18 protein-coding genes are annotated in these 23,834 nt (G+C 47.9%); 9 read left to right on the top strand and 9 right to left on the bottom strand.

The window, feature by feature from the left end; genetic code table 11:
• Nucleotides 1-280: 280 nt before the first annotated feature.
• Nucleotides 281-1,114, top strand: coding sequence for a 4-(cytidine 5'-diphospho)-2-C-methyl-D-erythritol kinase (gene ispE, locus DWZ03_RS03480; protein ID WP_016273799.1), 834 nt, complete (start codon nt 281-283; stop codon nt 1,112-1,114).
• 83 nt (nt 1,115-1,197) lie between these two features.
• Entirely contained in the window at nt 1,198-1,692 is a 495-nt protein-coding gene (locus tag DWZ03_RS03475; RefSeq protein WP_005827722.1) for a PepSY-like domain-containing protein, read from the top strand.
• Nucleotides 1,693-1,761: 69 nt separating this feature from the next.
• Here DWZ03_RS03475 and purT read toward each other — a convergent pair whose 3' ends face one another.
• The gene (gene purT, locus DWZ03_RS03470; protein ID WP_005827720.1) at nt 1,762-2,928 is read right to left on the bottom strand and encodes a formate-dependent phosphoribosylglycinamide formyltransferase; all 1,167 of its coding nucleotides are present in this window, start codon (nt 2,926-2,928) and stop codon (nt 1,762-1,764) included.
• 138 nt (nt 2,929-3,066) lie between these two features.
• A complete protein-coding gene (locus tag DWZ03_RS03465) occupies nt 3,067-4,584 on the bottom strand; it encodes a DUF4301 family protein (RefSeq protein WP_119957893.1) in 1,518 nt (505 codons plus the stop codon).
• Between the two features lie 105 nt (nt 4,585-4,689).
• Between DWZ03_RS03465 and DWZ03_RS03460 the strand changes: the two genes are divergently transcribed.
• Nucleotides 4,690-6,909, top strand: a complete 2,220-nt coding sequence (locus tag DWZ03_RS03460; RefSeq protein WP_005827714.1) for a RelA/SpoT family protein — start codon at nt 4,690-4,692, stop codon at nt 6,907-6,909.
• A gap of 16 nt (nt 6,910-6,925) precedes the next feature.
• Nucleotides 6,926-7,297, top strand: coding sequence for a diacylglycerol kinase family protein (locus DWZ03_RS03455; protein ID WP_005827712.1), 372 nt, complete (start codon nt 6,926-6,928; stop codon nt 7,295-7,297).
• On the opposite strand, the gene DWZ03_RS03450 is transcribed toward DWZ03_RS03455, so the two are convergent.
• The 3 genes from DWZ03_RS03450 to DWZ03_RS03440 form a co-directional block, all read right to left on the bottom strand.
• Nucleotides 7,273-8,250, bottom strand: coding sequence for an MFS transporter (locus tag DWZ03_RS03450; RefSeq protein WP_120128848.1), 978 nt, complete (start codon nt 8,248-8,250; stop codon nt 7,273-7,275). The two genes, DWZ03_RS03455 and DWZ03_RS03450, sit on opposite strands and share 25 nt — an antisense overlap.
• Entirely contained in the window at nt 8,231-9,052 is an 822-nt protein-coding gene (gene panB, locus DWZ03_RS03445; protein WP_034523185.1) for a 3-methyl-2-oxobutanoate hydroxymethyltransferase, read from the bottom strand. Before panB ends, DWZ03_RS03450 begins: the two co-directional genes overlap by 20 nt.
• A gap of 69 nt (nt 9,053-9,121) precedes the next feature.
• A complete protein-coding gene (locus tag DWZ03_RS03440) occupies nt 9,122-9,769 on the bottom strand; it encodes an HAD family hydrolase (protein WP_005827705.1) in 648 nt (215 codons plus the stop codon).
• Between the two features lie 118 nt (nt 9,770-9,887).
• Here DWZ03_RS03440 and DWZ03_RS03435 point away from each other — a divergent pair, with 118 nt between their 5' ends.
• Complete coding sequence (locus tag DWZ03_RS03435) at nt 9,888-11,243, top strand: MATE family efflux transporter (protein WP_005837216.1); 1,356 nt, start codon at nt 9,888-9,890, stop codon at nt 11,241-11,243.
• A gap of 129 nt (nt 11,244-11,372) precedes the next feature.
• Here the strand turns inward: DWZ03_RS03435 and DWZ03_RS03430 are convergent, their stop codons facing one another.
• Genes DWZ03_RS03430 through DWZ03_RS03415 form a run of 4 tightly spaced genes read right to left on the bottom strand, consistent with a single transcriptional unit; the run spans nt 11,373 to nt 19,055 of the window.
• On the bottom strand, nt 11,373-13,676 hold the full coding sequence (locus DWZ03_RS03430; protein ID WP_120129102.1) for an ABC transporter permease: 2,304 nt from the start codon (nt 13,674-13,676) through the stop codon (nt 11,373-11,375).
• Nucleotides 13,677-13,698: 22 nt separating this feature from the next.
• Entirely contained in the window at nt 13,699-16,002 is a 2,304-nt protein-coding gene (locus DWZ03_RS03425) for an ABC transporter permease (protein ID WP_120128845.1), read from the bottom strand.
• Between the two features lie 21 nt (nt 16,003-16,023).
• Nucleotides 16,024-16,707 carry an ABC transporter ATP-binding protein gene (locus tag DWZ03_RS03420; RefSeq protein WP_008664472.1) on the bottom strand — a complete coding sequence of 228 codons (684 nt, stop codon included), beginning with the start codon at nt 16,705-16,707 and terminating at the stop codon, nt 16,024-16,026.
• A gap of 29 nt (nt 16,708-16,736) precedes the next feature.
• Nucleotides 16,737-19,055: an ABC transporter permease gene (locus DWZ03_RS03415; protein ID WP_120128842.1), complete on the bottom strand. Its 2,319-nt coding sequence runs from the start codon at nt 19,053-19,055 to the stop codon at nt 16,737-16,739.
• Nucleotides 19,056-19,339: 284 nt separating this feature from the next.
• Between DWZ03_RS03415 and DWZ03_RS03410 the strand changes: the two genes are divergently transcribed.
• The 4 genes from DWZ03_RS03410 (at nt 19,340) to DWZ03_RS03395 (ending at nt 23,834) form a co-directional block, all read left to right on the top strand.
• Nucleotides 19,340-20,146, top strand: a complete 807-nt coding sequence (locus DWZ03_RS03410) for a metallophosphoesterase family protein (protein WP_034525553.1) — start codon at nt 19,340-19,342, stop codon at nt 20,144-20,146.
• Nucleotides 20,121-20,858, top strand: coding sequence for a hypothetical protein (locus DWZ03_RS03405; RefSeq protein WP_120128839.1), 738 nt, complete (start codon nt 20,121-20,123; stop codon nt 20,856-20,858). The genes DWZ03_RS03410 and DWZ03_RS03405 overlap by 26 nt, the downstream gene beginning before the upstream one ends.
• A gap of 308 nt (nt 20,859-21,166) precedes the next feature.
• A complete protein-coding gene (locus DWZ03_RS03400) occupies nt 21,167-22,537 on the top strand; it encodes a sigma-54-dependent transcriptional regulator (protein ID WP_117703290.1) in 1,371 nt (456 codons plus the stop codon).
• On the top strand, nt 22,527-23,834 hold the full coding sequence (locus DWZ03_RS03395) for a sensor histidine kinase (protein WP_005827678.1): 1,308 nt from the start codon (nt 22,527-22,529) through the stop codon (nt 23,832-23,834). Before DWZ03_RS03400 ends, DWZ03_RS03395 begins: the two co-directional genes overlap by 11 nt.

Below are 23,834 nucleotides of genomic sequence, written 5' to 3'. Positions count from 1 at the left end.
GAAAATTAAAAATTAAATGAATTTCCCTTTTAGAAAGGGAAAGCAAAGATAGTGCAAACCGAATACATAACTTTCATGCTTGCATGAAAAAGTTATGTTGAGGTGCAGCCTATCTTCGCTCGTATGGCAAAGATAAGCGAATTTATTTATAAGCAGTAAATAAATCATTGTTAAGTTTTCAATCTACTATGAACAGAAATCACTAACTTTGTCTTCGGAAGCTGCACTCCAATAGCTTCTCCTTTTAATTTTAAATTATTAATTCTTAATTTTCAACGCCATGCTGACTTTTCCAAATGCCAAAATAAACCTGGGACTGAATATCACAGAAAAGCGTCCGGACGGATACCATAATCTGGAAACCATTTTCTATCCGGTTCCCATAGAAGATGCTTTGGAAATCAATATCTTGAACGAAGGAAACGGAAAGTTCCGTCTGCATCAAGCAGGTCTGGAAATTGAGGGAGAAGCAGAGAGTAACCTGGTAGTGAAAGCCTACAAGTTACTGGATGACCGGTTCAACCTTCCTCCGGTAGATATTCATCTCTTCAAGCATATTCCCTCGGGAGCCGGACTGGGTGGCGGTTCGGCCGATGCAGCCTTCATGCTGAAGCTTCTGAATAATAAGTTTGAACTCGGACTGCCGGATGACACTCTGGAAGAGTATGCCGCCAAGCTGGGTGCCGATTGTGCCTTCTTCATCAAAAACCGTCCGACTTACGCAGAAGGTATCGGAAACATATTTTCTCCCCTTCCCCTCTCACTGAAAGGATATCGGATATGGTTGGTGAAGCCGGACATTTTCGTCTCTACACGGGATGCCTTTGCAAAAATAAAACCGCATCATCCGGAAATGTCCCTGAAAGAAATTGCCCAACTTCCCGTAGAAGAATGGAACGGACGAATGGTCAATGACTTTGAAGAAAGCGTATTCCCCCAATTCCCGGCTATTGGAGAAATCAAGGAAGAGATGTACCGGCAAGGAGCTGTATATGCCTCCATGAGTGGTTCGGGGTCATCTGTTTACGGATTATTCAAGGAAGATGCCGTATTACCGGAAGTGGATTTCGGAGAAAAAACTTTTGTATACAAAGGCCAGTTCACTGATATTTAAAAATGCATCAACCAATATACTGATTTCCGGAAACAAAAATACAACAAGGTTGTTCTTACAGAAAACTCAAAACAACCTTGATTATGAAAAAGTTCAAATTCTGTATTCTGGCAGGACTACTTGCCTTGCTGTCGGTGTCCGCTTTTGCGGAAGGACGTCTTCCTGCAAATATACAAACAGCTTTTCAAACGCTCTATCCTCAAGCAACGGATGTGGAATGGGAGCAAATGGCCGGTTGCTACGTGGCAGAATTTATTGCAGATGGTCAGGAAATTGATGTCTGGTTCAATAAACAAGCGGAGTGGGTTATGACTGAAACGGATGTAGAGTCACTGGAAAAAGTGCCGGCTCCCGTGGCAGAAGCATTCATGAGCAGTACAATGACCGGCATGAGATTAAGGGATATAAGAATCATCACCTTTCCCAAACATCCCACAGTGATAATAATTGAGGTGGAACAATACAATTCCGATGAAGAATTCCAACTGTTCTATGCTCCGGATGGAAAACTATTACAAAGCCTCGATGTAACAGAACTTGGAGGAGAGATTTATCCCGGACTCTTTTTCAATGATTAATACTGACGATTGGTGATTTGTTGATGGTATCCATTCATCAACAAATCACCAATCATTCATCACTAATCATTAATATACCTCTACCCTATCAGCAATACGCTTCGCTTTGTCGCGCAGCGTGTCAAGATCACTGTCAAGAGGTGCATAACACAGCACTACACCCATACGGCGGTTTACGCGGGTAGTAGGCTTACCAAAAATACGCAGATAAGTATCCTCTTCTTTCGTAACCTCTTCCATGCCACGATAATTGGGACGTTCCTGACTGGCTATCGGAGAAAGGATGACAGCACTGGCTCCTATACGCTCCTGCTTGATGCCAGGGATAGGCAGACCAAGCACCGCACGACAGTGCAATTCAAACTCATTCAGATTCTGGGTTCCGGCCAGGGTTACCATACCCGTATCGTGCGGACGTGGAGAGAGTTCGGAGAAATAGACACCGTTCTCATGGCTGAGAAAGAATTCCACTCCCCACAATCCGGCACCGGTCAAGGCACGGGTCACTTTCTCTGCCATATCCTGCGCCTCCCTTAGATGGGCAGGGTCAATATGGGCAGGCTGGAAGCTTTCACGATAGTCCCCACCCTTCTGTACATGGCCGATAGGCGGGCAGAACAAGGTCGGACCATTCTTCTGTGTTACGGTGAGCAGTGTTATCTCACTGTCGAACTTGATGAACTCTTCAATGATAAGTTCTTTGATGTCTCCACGGCTACCATTACAGCCATACTCCCAGGCATGCTCCAGTTCGTCGGCACTCTTTACGAGAGACTGGCCTTTACCGGAAGAGGACATCAGCGGTTTCACCACACACGGGAAACCTATCTTTTCAGCAGCAGCTTTCAGTTCATCCAAAGATTTGGCATAAAAATATTTAGCAGTCTTCAATCCCAGCTCTTTAGCTGCAAGGTCACGTATGGCTTTACGGTTCATGGTAAAGTTCACGGCGCGTGCACTGGGCACTACCTGAATGCCTTCTTTCTCGAAATCATACAGACGTTCCGTACGGATAGCCTCAATTTCCGGAACAATAATATCCGGCTGGTGTTTGCGTACTACACGTTCCAAAGCATCTCCATCGAGCATGCTGAATACCTCACATTCATCTGCCACTTGCATGGCAGGCGCTCCGGCATACGAGTCGCAAGCAATGATATACTGGCCCTTACGTTGGGCAGAAATAACAAACTCCTTGCCCAACTCACCGGAACCTAACAATAAAATCTTTTTCATCAATTCTTTTATTTACAATTTTATATATTTACGATTTGACGACGTACGATGTACGATTAGAGTTACTTTAGACAATAAACCGCCACAAGCCAAAGCAATCCCAATCGTACATCGTAAATCGTCTAATAGTAAATCCTCTTATTGGTGCTGGTCTCTCAACAAGTCATTCACCGTCTTTACCGGATTGAATGTAGTCAGAGGCACTTCTACAAATACTGTGTTCCAATCACTCATGGCTCCGTTCCACAAACCGGGAAGTTCAAGCGCTTTCAGGTCCTTGCCGTTCTTGGACTTATAGGAGATGAACCCCGTCGCTTTATCCACATACTTCACAAGATTGAACTTATGTCCTTTATAGTCACGTACGGCGCAAACCAAATCCACCGGATTGAAATGGGTACCTTTTTCAAACATTTCCTTCTTTTCCGGGTCGTCCATATCAATCTGCGAACTTTCCAGAATCTGCAGAGAGATAGTACCGTCACTGTTGTATGCCAGGAACGGACCTCCACCCGGTTCGCCTACGTTCTTCACCATACCGCAAACACGCATCGGACGGTTCAGCTTCTCTTTCAGATATATAACCAACTCGGCATCTTCCAAATTCTTTGTCTCCGGATTCTTGCAATAGAGTTGTTTTTGCAGGAATTGCAGAACTTCAAGAATTTGCTCGTGTGTATACTTACCGCTGTCAAGCAACTGCAGATAAGCAAACGCTCTCTGCTGTAACGCTACCAGTACACCGGCAATCAGTTTCTTATATAATACGGTGTCACCTTTCAGCTTGTCGGGTACCACATTGTCTATATTCTTTATGAAGATAATATCCGCATCAAGGTCATTCAAGTTTTCAATCAAGGCGCCATGACCGCCGGGACGGAACAACAATTTGCCATTGTCGCGGAAGGGTTTGTTTTCCATATCGGCGGCAATGGTATCGGTGCTCGGCTTCTGTTCCGAAAAAGAGATGTTATAATCCACCCCATACTTCTTTGCATAAGCGGCAGCCTTTTCGTCTACCAAAGCCTTGAACAAGGCACGATGTTCGGGCGAAACCGTGAAATGCACATTCACCTTACCGTTCTTATTGGCAGCATACAATGCTCCTTCTACCAAGTGCTCTTCCAGCGGCGTGCGGCTACCGTCTTCATACTTATGGAACTTAAGCAATCCTTTGGGCAGAGCACCATAGTTCAGTCCGGCCCCTTCGAGTAAGGCAGCAACAACCGCCTTGTAGTTTCCAGCGGCAACCAAAGTCGGTATATCCTTTCCGGCAGTCCTCTGGCAAGCGGTATTCAAGTCATCATAGAAGGCAAACTTCTCTATTTTCTCAAAGAAAGTCTTTTCAAAGTTTGTCTGGGGAGTGTCATAGTCTGCCCCGAGAAATTCAAACAAGTTCTTGAACATACGGCTGGCAGCACCCGAAGCAGGCACAAACTTCACCACCACTTTATCGGTTTGTGTATATGCCTCCCAGGCATCCAGGTATTTCTTCTGTTCATCCGTATCCGGAGCCAGTATACCCTTTTCTACAGAAGCGGCGGCAGACAGCTTCAAGTATGGAAAACCTTTTTCGAAACAAGCCAACTGTTCAGCTATTTGTTCTTCGGAGATGCCTTTATTTTCGAGCAACTCTTTGTCTTGCGGTGTTATCATAATATCTTGTTTTATTAATTCATGCCCAAAAATACAAAAAAAGCAGAACTGCCGTCAAGAAAATGAAGAAAAAACTTACCTTTGAAGCATAAAATACGGACGATTATGGAAACTGATGAATTTTTCACTATCAAAGAGAAAGATTTACTCTTCTCGCTCTACCGCAAACTGTTGCAACTTTCCGGAGAAACCCTCCAGAAGGGGGACTGCAAAAAGCTGAAAACACATCTTGTCAATACTATACAGAACAACCGTATCCAGCGTGATATATTCGGTTTGAATCCCGTCATCAAAGATATGCAGACGGCTGTCATTGTAGCGGAAGAAATCGGAATGAAGCGTGCTTCTATCCTGGGGCTCATGCTGCACGACTCCGTGCGCTGCGGCACTTGCACCGCTCTGGAAGTGGAGCAAATCTATGGCGAGGATGTGGCAGGCATCATCCGGGGATTGATACGTGTAAACGAACTTTATTCCAAAAGTCCTACCATCGAGTCCGAGAATTTCCGCAACTTGTTGCTGACTTTCGCTGAGGACATGCGTGTCATTCTCATTATGATTGCCGACCGCGTAAACATCATGCGGCAGATAAAAGATTGCAAGAACGATGAAGCCCGTCGGCAGGTAGCCAACGAAGCGGCTTATCTCTATGCGCCCCTTGCCCATAAGCTGGGTCTGTACAAATTGAAGTCGGAACTGGAAGACCTCTCATTGAAATATACAGAAAAGGAAGTTTACTACCATATCAAGGAAAAACTGAATGAGACCAAGGCATCGCGTGACAAGTACATTGCCGCCTTCATTGCACCGGTACAGAAGAAGCTCGAAGAAGCCGGACTGAAGTTCCATATCAAAGGACGCACCAAGTCCATCCACTCCATCTACCAGAAAATGAAGAAGCAGAAATGCCCCTTCGAAGGCGTGTATGACCTGTTCGCCATCCGCGTCATCCTGGACTCTTGCCTGGAAAAGGAGAAACTGGAATGTTGGCAGGCCTACTCCATCGTAACAGATATGTACCAGCCTAACCCGAAAAGGCTACGCGACTGGCTGTCCGTACCTAAAAGCAACGGATATGAATCACTGCACATCACCGTGATGGGCCCCGAAGGCAAATGGGTGGAAGTACAAATACGTACCGAACGCATGGATGATATTGCCGAACGAGGCCTGGCCGCCCATTGGCGATACAAAGGAGTGAAAGGTGAATCTGGTCTTGACGAATGGCTGACTTCCGTACGCGAAGCCTTAGAGAGCTCGGACAGCAACGGACTGGAAACGATGGACCAGTTCAAACTGGATTTGTACGAAGACGAGGTATTTGTATTTACCCCCAAAGGTGATTTGTTCAAACTTGCCAAAGGCTCCACCGTGCTCGATTTTGCGTTCCACATCCATAGCAAACTGGGCTGCAAATGTATCGGTGCAAAAGTGAACGGCAAGAATGTACAGCTGAAGCAAATGCTGCATAGCGGTGACCAGGTGGAGATAATGACATCGAATACGCAGACGCCCAAGCAGGACTGGCTGAACATCGTAACCACCTCCAAGGCACGCACCAAAATACGCCAGGCATTGAAGGAAATGGCTGCACGCCAGCACGCCTTCGCTAAGGAAACCCTGGAACGCAAGTTCAAGAACCGGAAGATAGAGTATGATGAAGGAACCATGATGCGCCTCATCAAGCGCCTCGGTTTCAAGATAGTGACCGACTTCTATCAAGCCATAGCCGATGAAGAACTGGATGTCAACGAGATTATAGACAAATACCAGGAACAGCAAAGACGGGAAAATGATACGCGCGACGATATTGTCTACCGCAGTGCTGAAGGCTATAACCTTCAACAAGGCATACCGGAAGAGATAGGTACCAAAGAAGATGTACTGGTCATTGATCAAAATCTGAAAGGATTGGATTTCAAGTTGGCACGCTGCTGCAATCCCATCTATGGAGATGATGTATTCGGCTTTGTCAGTGTGACGGGAGGTATCAAGATACACCGTTGCGATTGTCCCAATGCCAGTGATTTGCACTCACGTTTCGGCTACCGTATCGTGAAGGCACGCTGGGCCGGAAAGTCACAAGGTACACAGTACCCCATCACCCTGCGCGTAGTGGGACACGATGACATCGGCATCGTGACCAACATCACTTCCATCATTTCCAAAGAAACGGGTATTACTTTGAGAAGCATCGGCATTGACTCGCATGACGGGCTGTTCTCCGGAACACTGACCATCATGGTGAGCGATACGGGACATCTGGAAGCACTTGTCAAGAAACTGAGAACAGTAAAGGGAGTGAAACAGGTTTCAAGGAATTAAGCAACAACTATAATCCATGAAGTACGACTTTAAAAAGCAGTTGCGCAGTTTCGGATATGCTTGGAAAGGTATCCGGTGTTGCATAGGAAAAGAACAGAACCTGAGCTTCCATCTGATAGCTACGGCTGTGGTAGTCATTGCAGGATTCGTTTTAGGCATTACCCGCATGGAGTGGATGATAATCATTCTCTGCATCGGAGTGGTGATAGCAGCCGAACTGTTCAATACCGCCATTGAGAAGCTGGTCGACCTGGTGTCTCCCCAACAGCATCCCGTGGCAGGGCAAGTAAAAGACATAGCCGCCGGAGCAGTACTGGTATGTGCTGCAACGGCGGCCATTATAGGATTGATTGTATTTATCCCTTACCTCACCCGCTTCTTCTTATAATAAGGATAGGTCAGCAGTACAAAGAAAAATACGGCAAGCATAGCAGCAACAGACGCCACATGGTATATCTGCGCTTTGTCCATCAGGTGGCAAGCCACAGTCATGCCCACCAGCAGCCCTGCCTCCATAGACAAATGACAAGTGGTGTTTGCCGTTCCACGCTGGCAATGGTGCGACAGCTTGACGAACATCTTCATGAACGGGACTGTAATGAACACCAATACAGCCAATGCCGCCAATGACCAGTAATCGCCCACAAACATCAGTGGCAGCAACGCTCCCGGTACAAAAGCAATCAGTAGCACATTGATGGCAGGTACCCATGCACGCGGCAATAAGAAGCGGTCCATATTGCACAACGACACGCCTATCGGAGCACGGAAAGCCACATATACCCTCGATGCGAAAAATATGCTAGCCAGTCCGGCCGCTACGGACAGATAGGTCACCATACGGAAACCATACATCTTATACATTCCAATGCCCAACACAACACCCACCAGCATGCCCAAGCGTGCAGCCCATGCATATACCATGTTTCCTGCGCTGCGGCGCGCGGAAGTCGTTATGTCGATGGCCACCGTAATGCCCGCTGTGGTTGCCAGCCCGAAACATGCTCCCTGCACAGCGGCAAGCAGCAGAAATTTCGTATAACCATCCACAAAGGCATATCCCAGAACAGCCGCCAGCATAATGAGTGCGGAGTAAAGGAGCACGTGTTTCCTTTTATATTCATCGACCAGATAGGCATGGAAAGGACCGACAGTAAACATGGCCACCGCAAAGACCAGAAACATGCTGCCCGCCTGCCCGACGGAAACACCCAACTGCTCTCCCATCACAAAAGGAAGCAAAGGGAAAAGCATATAGACGGATATGAACAGCAACAGATTTGCCGTACACATCCGCCAAAAATTGAGTGTCATGAGTTTGTTAGTACTGTTCTTTCTCATTCGGGAAATCTAAATTCTTCACATCGGATACATAACGGCTGATGGCATCCGTCATCACTGTATGCAGGTCGGCATAGCGACGCAGGAAACGGGGACGAAAACCGTTATTCATACCCAGCATATCCTGAACCACCAACACCTGGCCGTCCACATCGCCACCGGCACCGATGCCTATAACGGGTATAGTCAGCTCGCTTGCCACGCGGGCAGCCAATGCGGCAGGAATCTTCTCCAATACCAGTCCGAAGCATCCGGCTTCTTCCAGCAAATGCGCATCGCGTACCAGTTTCTCGGCTTCGGCATCATCCTTGGCACGGACCGTATATGTTCCATACTTGTTGATGGATTGGGGCATCAGTCCGAGATGTCCCATGATGGGAATACCGGCGCTGAGGATACGCTTCACCGTACCGATGATTTCCTCGCCTCCCTCCAGTTTGAGGGCGTCGGCATGGCTTTCTTTCATAATACGGATAGCGGAAGCCAATCCCTCCAGTTCGTTGCCCTGATAAGAGCCGAAAGGCATGTCGACAATGACCATGGCACGCTTCACACCGCGAACCACGGATTTGCCATGATAAATCATCTGGTCGAGCGTGATGGGAAGCGTGGTGACATTGCCTGCCATTACATTGGAAGCGGAATCTCCCACCAGAATCACGTCTACCCCGGCACCGTCCACAATCTGCGCCATAGTATAGTCATATGATGTCAACATTGATATCTTTTCGCCTCTCTGCTTCATTTCGATAAGGCGATGTGTAGTCACTTTACGAGTGTCGTCTGAAATATAACCCATGATAGTATTTACAATTTGGCAATTTACAATTACTCAATTTAATTTTCGGCGCAAAGGTAATCCTTTTTCTGATTACTTGTGCAATTGAGTTAATTTATCGTAAGTGAATCCCTGAAAGTCATCCAATACATAATGACACAACGGAGCTATGTCTTCACGGGAATTGGTGGTTGCCAACCCTATAACGGTAGCTCCTGAAGCCATGCCGGCTTTCAGCCCGTTGAAAGAATCCTCGAATACATATGTGGTGTCGGGAGTTGTGCCGAAAACCTCCATACCCAACAGAAAACAATCCGGTGCAGGCTTGGAAGCCGTAAACATCTCGGCCGTAAGGATACGGTCGAAAAGAGTCTTTATTTCGGGATGAACCCGATAGACAGCTGCCATCTTCGCTTCGTTGGAGCTGGTCACTACGGCAGTCTTCACCCCATTCCGGTGTAGGTCGGCAATGAAGTCAAGCACTCCGGGAATAAAGTCGAATGACATTTCCTGTTCAAAGCGGTTCAGCCGTTCGGTAATTTCGGCCTGTTCCTTCGCCATGCCCGGAAAAAAGGTATCATAAATATAGACCAGCGTCTGGCCCTTCACCCTGCCTTCAATATCATCCATACCCAAATACTGCTTTCCCATTTCATGCCAGAAGTGACTGTACTGTGTTTCCGTGTCTACCACCACGCCGTCAAAATCAAAAAGTACGGCGGTTGCTTTTGTTGTGTCCATAAACTTTCTTTTACCTAAATCTGTTAATACCAAAACATTATAGCGTACAAAGGTGGGAATAATCTGCGAATCAAACAAATATTTTATACCTTTGTGCTCCTTAATTGACTCATATCAAATGAACAACGCGCATATATTAGGAACCGAACGTATTGGCAAACTGCTTGTGCAGTACTCCATTCCGGCCATTATAGGCATGACGATTACTTCGTTGTACAACATCATCGACAGCATTTTCATCGGTCATGGCGTAGGTCCTATGGGCATTGCCGGACTCGCCATTACTTTCCCTCTGATGAATCTGGTCGTGGCTTTCTGTACGATGGTATCGGCAGGTGGCTCCACCATTTCGTCCATCCGGTTGGGACAGAAAGACCTGGACGGAGCAACGGAAGTATTGGGAAACACACTGATGTTCTGCCTGGTCAACGCATTCATATTCGGCAGTGTTTCATTCATCTTTCTGGATGACATCCTGCGCTTCTTCGGTGCCAGCAATGATACGTTGCCATATGCCCGCGACTTTATGCAGGTGATATTACTGGGTACCCCCGTCACTTATACCATGATTGGCCTAAACAATATCATGCGTGCCACGGGATATCCCAAGAAAGCGATGCTCACGTCTATGGTAACGGTAGTCTGCAACATAATCCTCGCTCCCATTTTCATCTTCCAATTTGACTGGGGAATACGGGGAGCTGCAACGGCAACGGTCATCTCGCAGTTCATCGGCATGGTGTGGGTAGTGAGCCATTTCCTGCAAAAGACAAGTGTGGTACGTCTGCAACGGGGGTTCTGGAAGATGAAGAAACGTATCATCAGTAGTATATTATCCATCGGTATGTCACCGTTTCTGATGAACGTCACGGCATGTGTCATTGTGATTATCGTAAACAACAGCCTCCAACAGTACGGAGGCGATATGGCCATCGGGGCATATGGCATTATCAACCGACTGCTGGTACTCTATGTAATGATTGTATTGGGGCTGACGATGGGAATGCAACCGATTGTAGGCTATAACTTCGGTGCGCAAAAGCACGACCGTGTGAAGGCTACCCTGCGCCTGACCATCATTGCCGGAGTATGTATCACCAGTACAGGCTTCCTTATCTGCGAATTGTTCCCCCATGCCATATCTGCCATCTTTACCAGTGATGAAGAGTTGATAGATATTGCTTCCAGAGGCGTACGCATTGCCGTAGCCATATTCCCGCTGGTAGGTGCACAGATTGTCATCGGCAATTTCTTCCAAAGCATCGGGAAGGCGAAAATCAGTATCTTCTTGTCGCTGACACGCCAATTACTGTATTTGTTGCCGGGACTACTGATATTCCCGCATTACTTTGGGCTGGACGGCATCTGGATATGTATGCCGGTATCGGACTTCTTTGCTTTTGTGACGGCGGCGGTGGCACTGTGGATATATAATACCCGGTTATCTGTCAAGAGCAGATTTACGAAAGATTAAAAGATTATAGGAAAAAGAAAAGGAGAAGCCATACCTCTCCTTTTACGCTAATTTAAAATTGAAGTGTTTATAAAATCACTTTATAAAGATACAGCATCCAGAAGCCGATGTCAAGTATTTCGGGATATTTCATTCACTCTTGATGCTATTTACCGGATTCTCATTGGCAACATGCCATGATTTCATCACTACACATCCCACGATAAATGCAAGCAACAAAAAGCCGATACTGATATATCCGACGATAGGCAGTAGCACCACATCACTAAACTGGCTGATCCAGATTTGCCCTACCTCGTAAGCTACAAGTGTTCCAAGCACTACAGACGGTATGGAAATCCAAAGCACATCACGCGACAGCAATCGCAATATACCGGATGTTTCCGCTCCATTCACCTTACGAATGGCAATCTCTTTGGAACGTAAACGTATTTCATCATCCACATATCCCACCAGCCCCATCAAAATGATAAAAAGAATGGTGACAGATGCCCATAAAGTGACATCACGGAAGACACGCACAGATTCGGCATAATTGTCCAACATTTGCTCCATAGAACGAAATACAAGGTCATCTTGTGGATATAGACGGCTCATATCCTCGTTCAATCGGCGCAGGTTGTCATCAAACGGTTCTTTAAGGCGGGCCTCCAGACAAAAGGCTGTGCCTTCAAACCATTCTATCATAACGGCTTCACTGTCGTTGATACAGCCGACAAATGCAAAACTATCCAACAAACCTACCACTGTACCATAATCATTCACCTGCTTGCCAATAGGACTATCCGTCCAATGCATTTTCTCACAGAACGTGCTGTTGACCAGCAGTTGGTGTTTCCCAGTCAGGTTATGTCCCTCTTTCAGTTTCAAACCTATGAAAGGCAAGTAATCACTATCGAACCACGAATTACGCGGATAAAACATCTCGTTGCCTTGGGCGTCGAGTATCGGGCGATTGGCTCCAAAGCCCGTTATAGAGCGTTCGGCCGAGGCAACCGCCTCTACATAAGGCAAGTTACGAAGTTGTGTACGTAATAGCTCAGCATTCACTTTTCTCTGGAAGATAGATACTACACGTTCCGGTCGCCAACCACGGTCGCGCCCTACCATATAGCGGTATTGCAAAAACACCATCAGCATCATACCTACAATGAATGCTGCACCCATAAACTGTATAAAAAGCAATACCCGCTTCCATCCCCTGCGGCCGGAAGTGTAACGCCTGAATACTTGCGTCACGGGAATACGGGCAAAAAGCATGGCAGGCAAGCATCCTCCAAAAACAAACAAGACCGCCACTACCGCCAAAGGTGCATATAAATGCTGCCAATCGAACAATACGGCAAGAGGGACCGCCGCCAATTCCTCCATCCGCTCATGGAAGACATAGACCAATATTCCGACTACCAACAACGCCGCACTTATTACTATCGCCGTTTCCACCAGAAACATACAGAAGATACTGCCACCTGATGCGCCGCTGCATTTATGTACGCCTATCGCTTTGGCGCGTTGTGTCAATGAAGAAATGGAAATCAATACATAATTCAACGTCGTGGTGAAAAGCAACACAACACCCAAGAAAAACATAATCCAAACCATTTTGCGGACTTGCGCTTCACCCAGATGCACACTGCGGATAGGTACAATATGGACCGACAGCTCCAGCCCGCTATCCGATGGCAAGTGACGTGCGACAGCCGCTGATATCCGTTCGTTCAACCAATCGGCATCCTGCGGACTGCGTAACCGAACGAAACCGTCATAATTCCCACCACTCTGCCATCCCATTCCCCACTGCGTGTACTTCTCTATATTCGAGAAAGACACAACTGCTTCGGGACGCTTATACAAAGAAGTATTCGGAGGAACATCCTGAAAGATGCCTTTAACAAGCAAAGTAGCTTCATGCCCCCAGAAATCGTATGACACAGTCTTACCTATGGGATTTTCATCACCAAATACCTGCCGTACTGCCGTTTCTGAAAGGAAAACTACATCTGGATTCGCTAAATCCTGCGGATTTCCTTTCACTACATCCAAACCGAGAACAGAAAAATAGAGCGTATCAGCAATCACTGTCTTCAATTCCAACGGACGGTTACCCAACTTATAATCGTCATCGAATAGTGAACAACTGACCGTAGCCCCTTGCACCTTATCTGAAAATTCTTCAGCTATAATGCCAGGAATCGGAATAATGGTGTAGAAACTCTCTCCTCCTTCCAATACACCATTCTTCATCCAACCCGTCTTCACAATATAAAGGTTATCCGGATCATGATAAAAGCTATCAAAATTCAACTCGAATGCAATCCGCGCAAATAGGAATACGGACATCAACAGTCCCAATGCTAACGATACGATTTTAATGGCATTGGTCCCCTGTCTATGCAATAAACTTTGCAATGTATAATAAATGTGACTACTCATCATAATTTCCTGAAGTTATTCTTTATTCACTCTTAATACTGTCTACCGGATTCTCATTGGCAATCCGCCATGCCTTGAATACTACACAACCGATGATGAACAATAGTACAATGCATGCAATAAGCAAGAATCCGCAGATACCAAAATCCACTCCCTCCACAAACTGCTCTATCCAGACACCGCCTATATACCAGGCTCCCAGCCCTCCAAGAAAAACGGCCGGCAAGGATATCCAGAATATATCCTTCGAGAAAAGCCGGAGAATGGATGACGCTTCCGCACCATTCACCTTGCGGATGGCAATTTCCTTGCTGCGGCGTTGTATCTCGTCATTGATGTAGCCAATCAACCCCATTAACGTAACAAAAAGGATGGTTATGGCAGCCAGTAAAGCTGCATTACGGAAATCCGTGACGGTACTGTTCTGGTCGTCAATGACCTTGTGAAACGAGGAAAATACAATGTCACGGGTAGGAAACAGCTTTTCCATGTCTTCATTCAAACGCTTGAGGTTATCGTCAAAAGGCTCTTTCAGACGTAATTGGATGTTTCCGGAAAATCGGTCAAGATAAGTTGCATACATAGGTTGCACCGCCACATAAGCGGCATTGGATGTAGCAAAGTCTTTCAGTACACCTACAATATTGCCCGCTATGCGATCGCCGTTGCGCACTTGCCTGCCTATCGGTTTATCTTCCCAATGCATCATTTTCAAAAATGTTTCATTGACCAATATCTGCCCAGGGGCATCCATATTCTTGCCTTCCGCAAATTCCAACTTCATAAACGGGGCATAGTCCTTGCCAAATTCCACCCAACGCATGCTCATCCACTGCCCGTTATCAGTCGTAACCCCTTCTCCGCTCAATCCGTCTGTAAGAAGATTACCGCTACAAGCTCCATCTTCCACATAAGGCAAAGAAAGCATCACACTACGATTTGCATCGCTTTCCGCATCCGAGTCAAAGGATACGCCCGAAGCATAAGCCACCCGGTGGTAATCGAATCCACGTTCTTTATTGGTGATGTAATGGCTCTGCATAAGCACCAGCCCCAACAAGCCGAAAATAAAAGAGGTACCGGCAAACTGCACAAACAAGAGCGGACGTTTCCAGCCTTTCTTGCCTTCGGTGTACCGGCGGAAAACCTGCGTCACCGGAATGCGGGCAAAAAGCTGCCCGGGCAACATGCCGCCTATCATAAACAAAATGACTATCACTGAAAGCGGTGCCCAAATGTTTTCCCAAGAGAAAAGACCGGCAAGACTAACGTCGAGCATGTCCTCCAACGGCTCACGGAAATTAAATAGAAGCAGCGCTACGAGCAGCAAGGAAGAAAGCATGATGACTCCGGTCTCCCATAAGAACATACCGAAAATAGTTCCCGTATTTGCCCCACTACATTTATGTACGCCTATAGCTTTGGCACGACGGTTCATGGCTGAGATGGAAATAAGCACATAATTCATCGCCACAATAAAAAGTATGGCGGTTCCCAGCGTCAACAGAATCCATACCATACGCATGGTACTGATACCAAATTCCATACGGTAGTCCTTTATCGGAACCAGACTGATAAACACATCATCGCTCTTGCGCACCTGCTCGGCAAGTTTCTCTATTCGGGTGTTCACATCGTCCAATTGCACCCCCGGGCGCAGACGGACAAAGGACATATAGCTGTCTCCACCTCCCCACCCCCAGTATCCCCAATGATGCTTGAAGGAGGTAGCCAGAGACATCACGACACCACTTCCATAGAAACTGGAGTTTTCGGGAAAATCTTCAAAAATGCCCTTCACGGTCATTGGCATCTGTTTGTTATAGACCACCGTCTGCCCGATGGGATTCTTATCGGCAAACATGCTGCCGGCCAGCTCCCTGCTGATGAAGACCACCTCCGGATTATTCAGCTCGCGAGGGTCTCCACTGACAACATCAATGCCCATAGTGGCAAAGAAACAAGAATCGGCCGTCATGGCATTGGTCTGGAAACGGCGTTCATTGGCAAACCAAGCCGAATTGCTCCACCATTGCTGGGTGACGGTAACACTCTCCACCTCGTCAGGCAGGTTTTCGGCAATAGTACCAGCCACCGGTCCAAGAGTTATGTGCGAAGGATGATACTCGTTGTTGTAATACCATACTGTTTTGACAAGACACAAACGCTCATGGTCCTTGTAGCAGGTATCATAATTGAGCTCGAATGCCTGACGGGAAAAAATGAGGATACTGACTGCCAACCCCAGTCCCAGGGAAACAATCTTGATGAGGTTGGAGCCTTTTCCTCGTATCAATGTCTGGAGAGTGTAATATAGTTGTCTCATGGAAGTTGTTTTAAAAGTCCGTTACAAATCCTGCGCTGCCACACTTGCCACCACACTACCGTCGAAAAGATGTATCGTGCGGTGTGCAAACGAGGCGTCGTGCTGGCTGTGGGTCACCATAATAATCGTAGTACCCTCTTTATTCAGTTCTGTCAACAGATTCATCACCTCAGCTCCGTTCTTGGAGTCCAAGTTACCGGTAGGCTCATCGGCGAGTATCAGCTTGGGATTGGTTACGACCGCACGGGCTATCGCCACACGCTGCTGCTGACCGCCGGAAAGCTGTTGCGGGAAGTGTTTGGCACGGTGGCTGATGTTCATCCGCTTCAGAATATCCTCTACCATGCGTTTGCGCTCACTTGCCTTCACGCCGAGGTACGTAAGGGGAAGTTCCACATTCTCGTAGACGTTCAGTTCGTCTATCAGGTTGAAGCTCTGGAACACGAATCCCAGCTTGCCCTTGCGCACACGGGTACGTTCCTTTTCCTTCAAGTCCGCTACTTCCTGACCGAGCAGCTTGTAACTGCCCTCCGTAGGATTGTCCAGCAGCCCGAGGATGTTCAGCAAGGTGGACTTGCCGCAACCTGACGGTCCCATAATGGCTACAAACTCCCCCTCCTTTACATCGAGGCTGACGTGGTTCAATGCTACTGTCTCTACTTCCGAAGTACGGAATACTTTGCTGATGTTGTTAATCTCAATCATAATGTCTAATGTTTATATTGTTATTGAATTTATTCACTCTTTATACTCTTCACGGGATTATCATTGGCTATCCGCCACGACTTCCACAGCACGCAACCGATGATAACCGCCAGGTTTGCAAGAGCAAGCAGCACATACACCGCCCAGCCGAACGAAACCTTTTCTGCGAACTGGTTCATCCAGATGCCGTTGACATACCACGAAGCAACAATGCCGACAAGCACCGCCGGGGCTGCCACATAGAACACATCGCGCGACAGCAGTTCCAGTATCATGCCCGCTTCCGCGCCGTTCACCTTGCGGATGGCAATCTCCTTGCTGCGGCGGCGTACTTCGTCGGTGGTATAACCTATCAGACCCATCAGCATGACGAAGAACATGGTGACGGCTGCAAGCAGCGTGGCGTTACGAAACACGCGGACACTGTTGTACTGTTCCACAATCACCTGTTCATAGCCCTCAAAGTCCACCGTCTTGTCGGGGAACGCCTCTTTCGCCTCGTGGTTCAGCTTCCGGAGATTGTCGGCAAAAGGCTCTTTCAGCCGGATGTGTACCGTGCCATAGAAAGCCTTGTTGGGTACAGCCATGAAAGGCCTCTTCCCGTTAGTGAAAGTTTCCATCTGGAAATCCTTCAGCAGGCCTGCCACCTTGTATATTTCGCCTTCGCCCATATTGATGCTGCGCCCTATCACGTCGTCGCCCCAGTGCATCCTTTCGGCAAAAGTCTCGTTCACGATGGCTTCATGCTTCTCGTGCGCCATGCGTCCTGCCTTGAAGGTCATGCCCATCAGTGCCGGATAATTTTCAAGCATATAATAGGAGAAACGGGTGGAAAAGAGCGAATTGCCGGCATCGTCATAGACAAAGTTCCCGCTGTAACCATAGATAGGCGTAGCGTTGGCACTGCTCGCCTCCTCCACGTATGGCAAACCCTTGAAGAACTGGTAGGCCGCATCGCGCGAAGCCTCGTCGTCCATGTAAAGCTCGCCCACCGCCAAGTTCTTGGGATTATAGCCCATATCCTTGTCCAACACATAGCGATATTGCATCATCACCACGCACATCAATCCGCAGATGAACGCCACACCCGCAAACTGGATGGAGAGCAAAGGCCGCTTCCACCCCTTTTTGCTCTCAGTGTAGCGGTGGAACACCTGCGACACGGGAATGCCGGCAAAGAGCCGCCCTGGCAGCATGCCGCCCACCACGAACAGCACCGCCACTACCGATACCGGCACCCAGATGCGCTCCGGCGCAAACAGCATGGAAAGCTTCGCCGCAGTGGTGTCTTCCACAAAGTCGCGGAAGTTGAGCAGCAACACCGCCATCAGCAGCAAAGCACAGAAGATGATAATCCCTGTCTCCAGCAGGAACATCCCGAACACCGTGCCCCCACCTGCACCGCTGCACTTATGCACGCCCACCGCCTTGGCGCGGTGCGCCAGCGAGGAGATGGAGATAAGCACATAGTTCAGCGTGGCAATGAAGAGGATGGCAAAGCCGAGGATGCTCATGATGCCCGTCATGCGGCGCACGTCCTCGTAGTCGCGGTAAGTATCGCGGATGGGCTGTACAAAGGCGGTGTAGCCGAATGTCTTCTTATCCTCTGCCGGGCGATACTTTTCAATCATCGCGTCGATGCGCTTGTTCACTACCGAACAATCGGCACCCGGACGGAAACGGATGTACTCCGTCCAGCTGTCTCCACCGCTCCACGAATAGTTTCCCCAATTGCGGCTCCATGCCGTGGGCATCGAAATCACTCCCTCGGGATGCATCGTGGCATTCTCGGGGATGGTGGCATACGTCCCCCTCACGGTCAAGGTCAGCTGGTGGTCGTAGCTGAGTTGCTTTCCGATGGGGCTTTCGTCGCCAAAAATCTTCTTTGCAAAACGTTCACTCAAGAAGATGACGTCGGGCTGCACAAGGTCGCGCTCCGGATTACCGCTCAGTACCCCGATACCCATGGTGCGGAAGAACAGCGAATCGGCCACCACCTTCAAGTCGTTAAAACGCACATTACCGTTGTAGAGCGGCTTCGACGCCGGCCACCGACCTACGCTGCAAGCAGCCTCCACCTCCTTGGGGAAGTTCTCGAGAATGGCTCCCGCCACGGGACCGCTGTTCTGTTCTTGCGGCTCGTGCCGCTCGCCATTAGTGGTGAACACCGACCACACTTGATAAAGGTTGTCATAATCCTTAAAGCAAGTGTCAAAACTCTGTTCATATGCCACGCGGGAGAAAAGCAGAATACTCATCGTCAATCCCAATCCCAAAGAAATGACCTTGATGATATTCGAACCGCGTCCCCGCAGTAAAGTCTGAATTACATAATAGATTTGTTTCATTCCGTTTATCGTTTATTAGATTTATTTTCTTGCTTTTCATATTGCAGAAAGCGTGCCAAAGAATGCACAAACCTGATTATCAGCGCATATCGTATTTCAGAAGAAGACAAAGGTGTCTAATTTTTAGACACTCCCGTCTAAAAATTAGACAGAGGCCGAATCTCTGTTCAGCCTCATAGAACAAAAAAAAGGGAAATTAGAAAAGAATCCATAAGAATGAAAACTTTACCTTTGCCCACAGTTTTCTAAAGATAGAGTATAAACATTAAATGAAGCACCTGCACATGAAATTCCCCAAACTCTTATATCCTTCATTCCTATGCCTGCTTATAGCCGGCTGCGACATGATAGATTATCACCCTTACGATGTACACATCAGCGGTGAAACCGATGTCAATGCCCACAACATTGCCCAAATAGAGCAGAACTGCCAGAACAAGACAACAATCCGGTTCGTAACAATGGGTGATTCCCAGCGCTGGTATGACGAGACCGACGACTTTGTAAGCCACCTCAACAAGCGGGACGACATAGATTTCGTCATTCATGGCGGAGACGTCAGTGACTTCGGTGTAACAGACGAGTTCCTTTGGCAACGGGACATTATGAACAAACTCAAGATACCCTATGTGGTACTTCTCGGCAACCACGACTGCCTGGGCACGGGCGAAGAGACTTATCGTGCAATATTCGGAGACCCCAATTTCTCCTTCATTGCAGGACGGGTAAAGTTTGTCTGCCTGAATACCAACGCCATCGAATTCGACTACTCCCGCCCCATTCCCGACTTCGAGTTTCTTGCCGCACAGATACGCGACCGTGAAGAGGAATTCGATAAAACCGTTGTGTCCATGCATATACGCCCGTTCTGCAACGAGTTCAACAATAATGTGGCACACGTATTCCAGCGTTACATCAAGGAATTTCCCGGACTGCAGTTCTGTACATCCGCACACGAACACCATCGTTTCGAGAAAGACCTCTTTGAAGATGGGATAATGTATTACATGAGCGACTGCATGAAGAACCGCAATTACTATATATTCACCATAACCCCCGACGGATATGAACGCGAAGTGGCATATTATTAATCACCTGGCATGCGCCGTCGTCTTCTTGTCGGTATGCTCTTTTTCTGCTTTTTCACAAGAGAGAGATACCATCTTCATCATAGAACACGATACTGTATGGATGGACCCGCAACCGGATGCCGTCATTGAAAGCCGAACCAGGGAGAACCGTTATGACCGCCGCGTACACCGCTACCGCAGGCATTGGGAGGCCCTGATTCCGACGCACACAAAAATTCAGTTTGCCGGCAATATGGGGTTGCTGTCATTCGGTACCGGATGGGATTACGGCAGAAGAAACCAATGGGAAACAGACGTATTCTTCGGAGTATTGCCCAAATATGACTCCAAACGTACCAAGCTGACATTCACCGTCAAGCAGAACTACCTTCCCTGGAGCCTGCAAATAAAACAGAGCCGTTTTTCTGTAGAACCGCTGGCTTGCGGTATGTATCTGAACACGGTATTCGGCGATGAGTTCTGGGTCAATGAACCGGAACGCTACCCTAAAGGATATTATGGTTTCTCCTCTAAGGTACGCATCCATGCATTCTTAGGACAGCGCATCACTTACGACATCGACCCGCAACGACGGTTCACGGCCAAAGAAATCACTTTCTTCTATGAAATAAGTACATGTGACCTATATGTAGTCAGCGCCTTCACCAACAAGTATCTGAAACCCAAGGATTATCTGAGCTTGTCATTTGGCATCAAACTGCAACTGCTATAATTTTTTTTCAGTACCGCCATGAGCTCTTACTGAAGTTGCTACAAACTAATTTCTATCTTACTTAAATCTATTCGTCCCATAATCGTTATATTATCGTCCGACAGTTGTTGAATTATCGTCCGACAGCTGTCGGACGATAATTCAACAACTGTCGGACGATTAATTCTTAGTAAGCAAAAATATAAAATAAAGCGGCATAAGGATTTGCTAAATGAGAAGGAGAATCTTAATACTTTGAAAACTGAGAGATTTACCGAATATAATACAGATAAATCATTAACTTTGCCTGCAGAAAACAGAAATAGTTTATGGCAAAAAAAAACGGAAACATCCTGATTGTCGATGATAACCGAGGCGTACTTACCGCCTTGCAGCTTTTGTTAAAGCCATATTTTGAAGGGATAATCACACTTCCCTCTCCCGTAACCCTGCCCAGCGTATTGCGGGAAAAGTCATGGCAAGTGGTTCTTCTTGACATGAACTTCACCTCGGGCATCAACACCGGCAACGAGGGACTATACTGGCTCCATGAAATAAAGAAGCTATGTCCCACCCTGCCCGTAGTGCTGTTTACCGCTTATGCCGACATTGACCTTGCCGTACGGGGAATCAAGGAAGGAGCCACAGACTTCGTCGTGAAACCCTGGAACAATCAGAAACTGGTGGAAACCTTACTGAATGCCGTATCAGCTTCTGAAACAAAATCTCCGGCCAACGGCCCAAATGCCAGACGTACGGCAGAAAACAACCACCTGCTTGCGGATATCCGCAACATGTATTGGGGAAACAGCTCCGCCATGCAGCAACTTCGCCTCTTGGTGGAAAAAGTGGCCTCTACCGATGCCAATATCCTTATTACGGGCGAGAACGGTACCGGTAAAGAGATGCTGGCACGCGAAATTCACTCCCTTTCACCGCGCAACCGGCAGGAGATGGTAAGTGTGGATATGGGTGCAGTCACCGAAAGCCTTTTCGAAAGCGAACTGTTCGGCCACGTGAAAGGCTCTTTCACCGATGCCCATGCCGACCGTGCCGGCAAGTTCGAAGCAGCCAGCCGCAGCACCCTCTTTCTCGATGAAATAGGCAATCTCCCCTACCACCTGCAAGCCAAACTGCTGACCGCCATCCAACGCCGCAGCATTGTCCGTGTAGGCAGCAACACTCCCATTCCCGTAGACATACGGCTGATTTGCGCCACAAACCGCAATCTGCCCGAGATGGTGGCAAAAGGCGAATTCCGCGAGGACTTGCTGTACCGCATCAATACGATACACCTCGAGATACCCTCGTTGCGCGAGCGGCCCGAAGACATCATCCCCCTTGCAGAACTTTTCATCGCCCGCTTCTGCAAGCAATATGACAAGCCCCCCGTCAAGCTGACGGACGGCGCCTGCGAGAAGCTTACGCTCCACCCCTGGTACGGCAATATCCGCGAACTGGAACATGCCATCGAAAAAGCCATTATTATCTGTGACAACGAAACCCTTCCCGCAGAACTGTTCCAGCTGGCACGGCGAACCGGCACTCCCGAAGCAGCCGCATCCACGCTCGAAGAAATGGAAATGCAGATGATACGGAAGACGCTCGACAAATGTAGCGGAAATCTCTCTGCCGTCGCCGCACAGCTGGGTATCACCCGCCAGACGTTGTACAACAAAATGAAGAAGTATGGCCTTTAATTATTCATTCCGCGTTGCCGTCAGTCTGGCAGTAGCGCTCCTTGCAGGGGTGATGTGGACTGTCGACGTATTCTGGGGCGCGTTCTGCACTGCGCTGCTTCCCATAGCCTTGTACTGGCAGCAGAAGCTATACCGCCATCATGTGCGGAAGGTGCTTTTCATGCTCGACGCCATCGAAAACAACGACAATGCCATCCACTTCTCCGAAACGGAAAACACTGCCGACGCACGCCTCGTGAACCGTGCATTGAACCGGGTTGCCCATATACTTTATAATGTGAAAAGTGAAACAGCCCAGCAAGAAAAGTACTACGAACTCATCCTGGACTGCGTGAATACCGGTATCCTTGTCCTGAACGACAATGGTGCCGTATATCAGAAAAACAGCGAAGCCCTCCGTTTGCTGGGCCTCAATGTCTTTACCCACGTCAGCCAGCTGAACCGCGTGGACCCGCGTCTTTCGTCCCTTCTTGCCAATTGCCGCCCGGGAGACAAATTGCAAATGCCTTTCAACAACGAACGAGGCACTGTAAACATGTCTGTCCGCGTCAGCGACATTACAGTCCGTAAAGAGCATCTTCGCATCCTCGCCCTGAACGACATCAACAACGAGCTGGATGAAAAGGAAATAGATTCCTGGATTAGGCTTACCCGCGTACTGACGCACGAAATAATGAATGCCGTCACTCCCATAACCTCCCTAAGCGATACACTGCTGGGACTGACCGAAGCGCAAGTTTCCAAAGAAGAAATCAGAAACGGCCTGCAGACTATCAGCAGCACGGGCAAGGGCCTGCTCTCTTTTGTGGAATCATACCGGAAATTCACCCGTATTCCCACCCCCGAACCATCCTTGTTCTATGTAAAAAGTTTTATCGAGCGGATGGTCGAACTCGCCCGTCACCAGCACCCCGATGTCCGGGTCACCTTTCATACGGACATCGCGCCAAGCGACCTTATTCTATATGCCGATGAGAACCTGGTATCACAAGTAGTCATCAACTTACTGAAAAATGCCATACAAGCCATCGAATCGGATAAAAATACAGATAAAGAAGGACATATCAACATACGTGCCTACTGCAATGAAGCGGAAGCCATACTGATAGAAATTTCCAACAACGGACCTGCCATTCCCAATGACATTGCCGAACACATATTTATCCCCTTCTTTACGACCAAAGAGGGTGGAAGCGGTATTGGATTGAGTATTTCCCGGCAAATAATGAGGCTTTCCGGCGGAAATTTATCCTTATTGCCCGGTAAAGAAACCACCTTTATTTTAAAGTTCAATTGA

This window comes from Bacteroides sp. AF29-11, assembly GCF_003602895.1.
GTDB classification, from domain to species: domain Bacteria; phylum Bacteroidota; class Bacteroidia; order Bacteroidales; family Bacteroidaceae; genus Bacteroides; species Bacteroides uniformis.
Note: the sequence above shows the minus strand (reverse complement) of the source record. Positions and strands in the feature narration are given on the sequence as shown.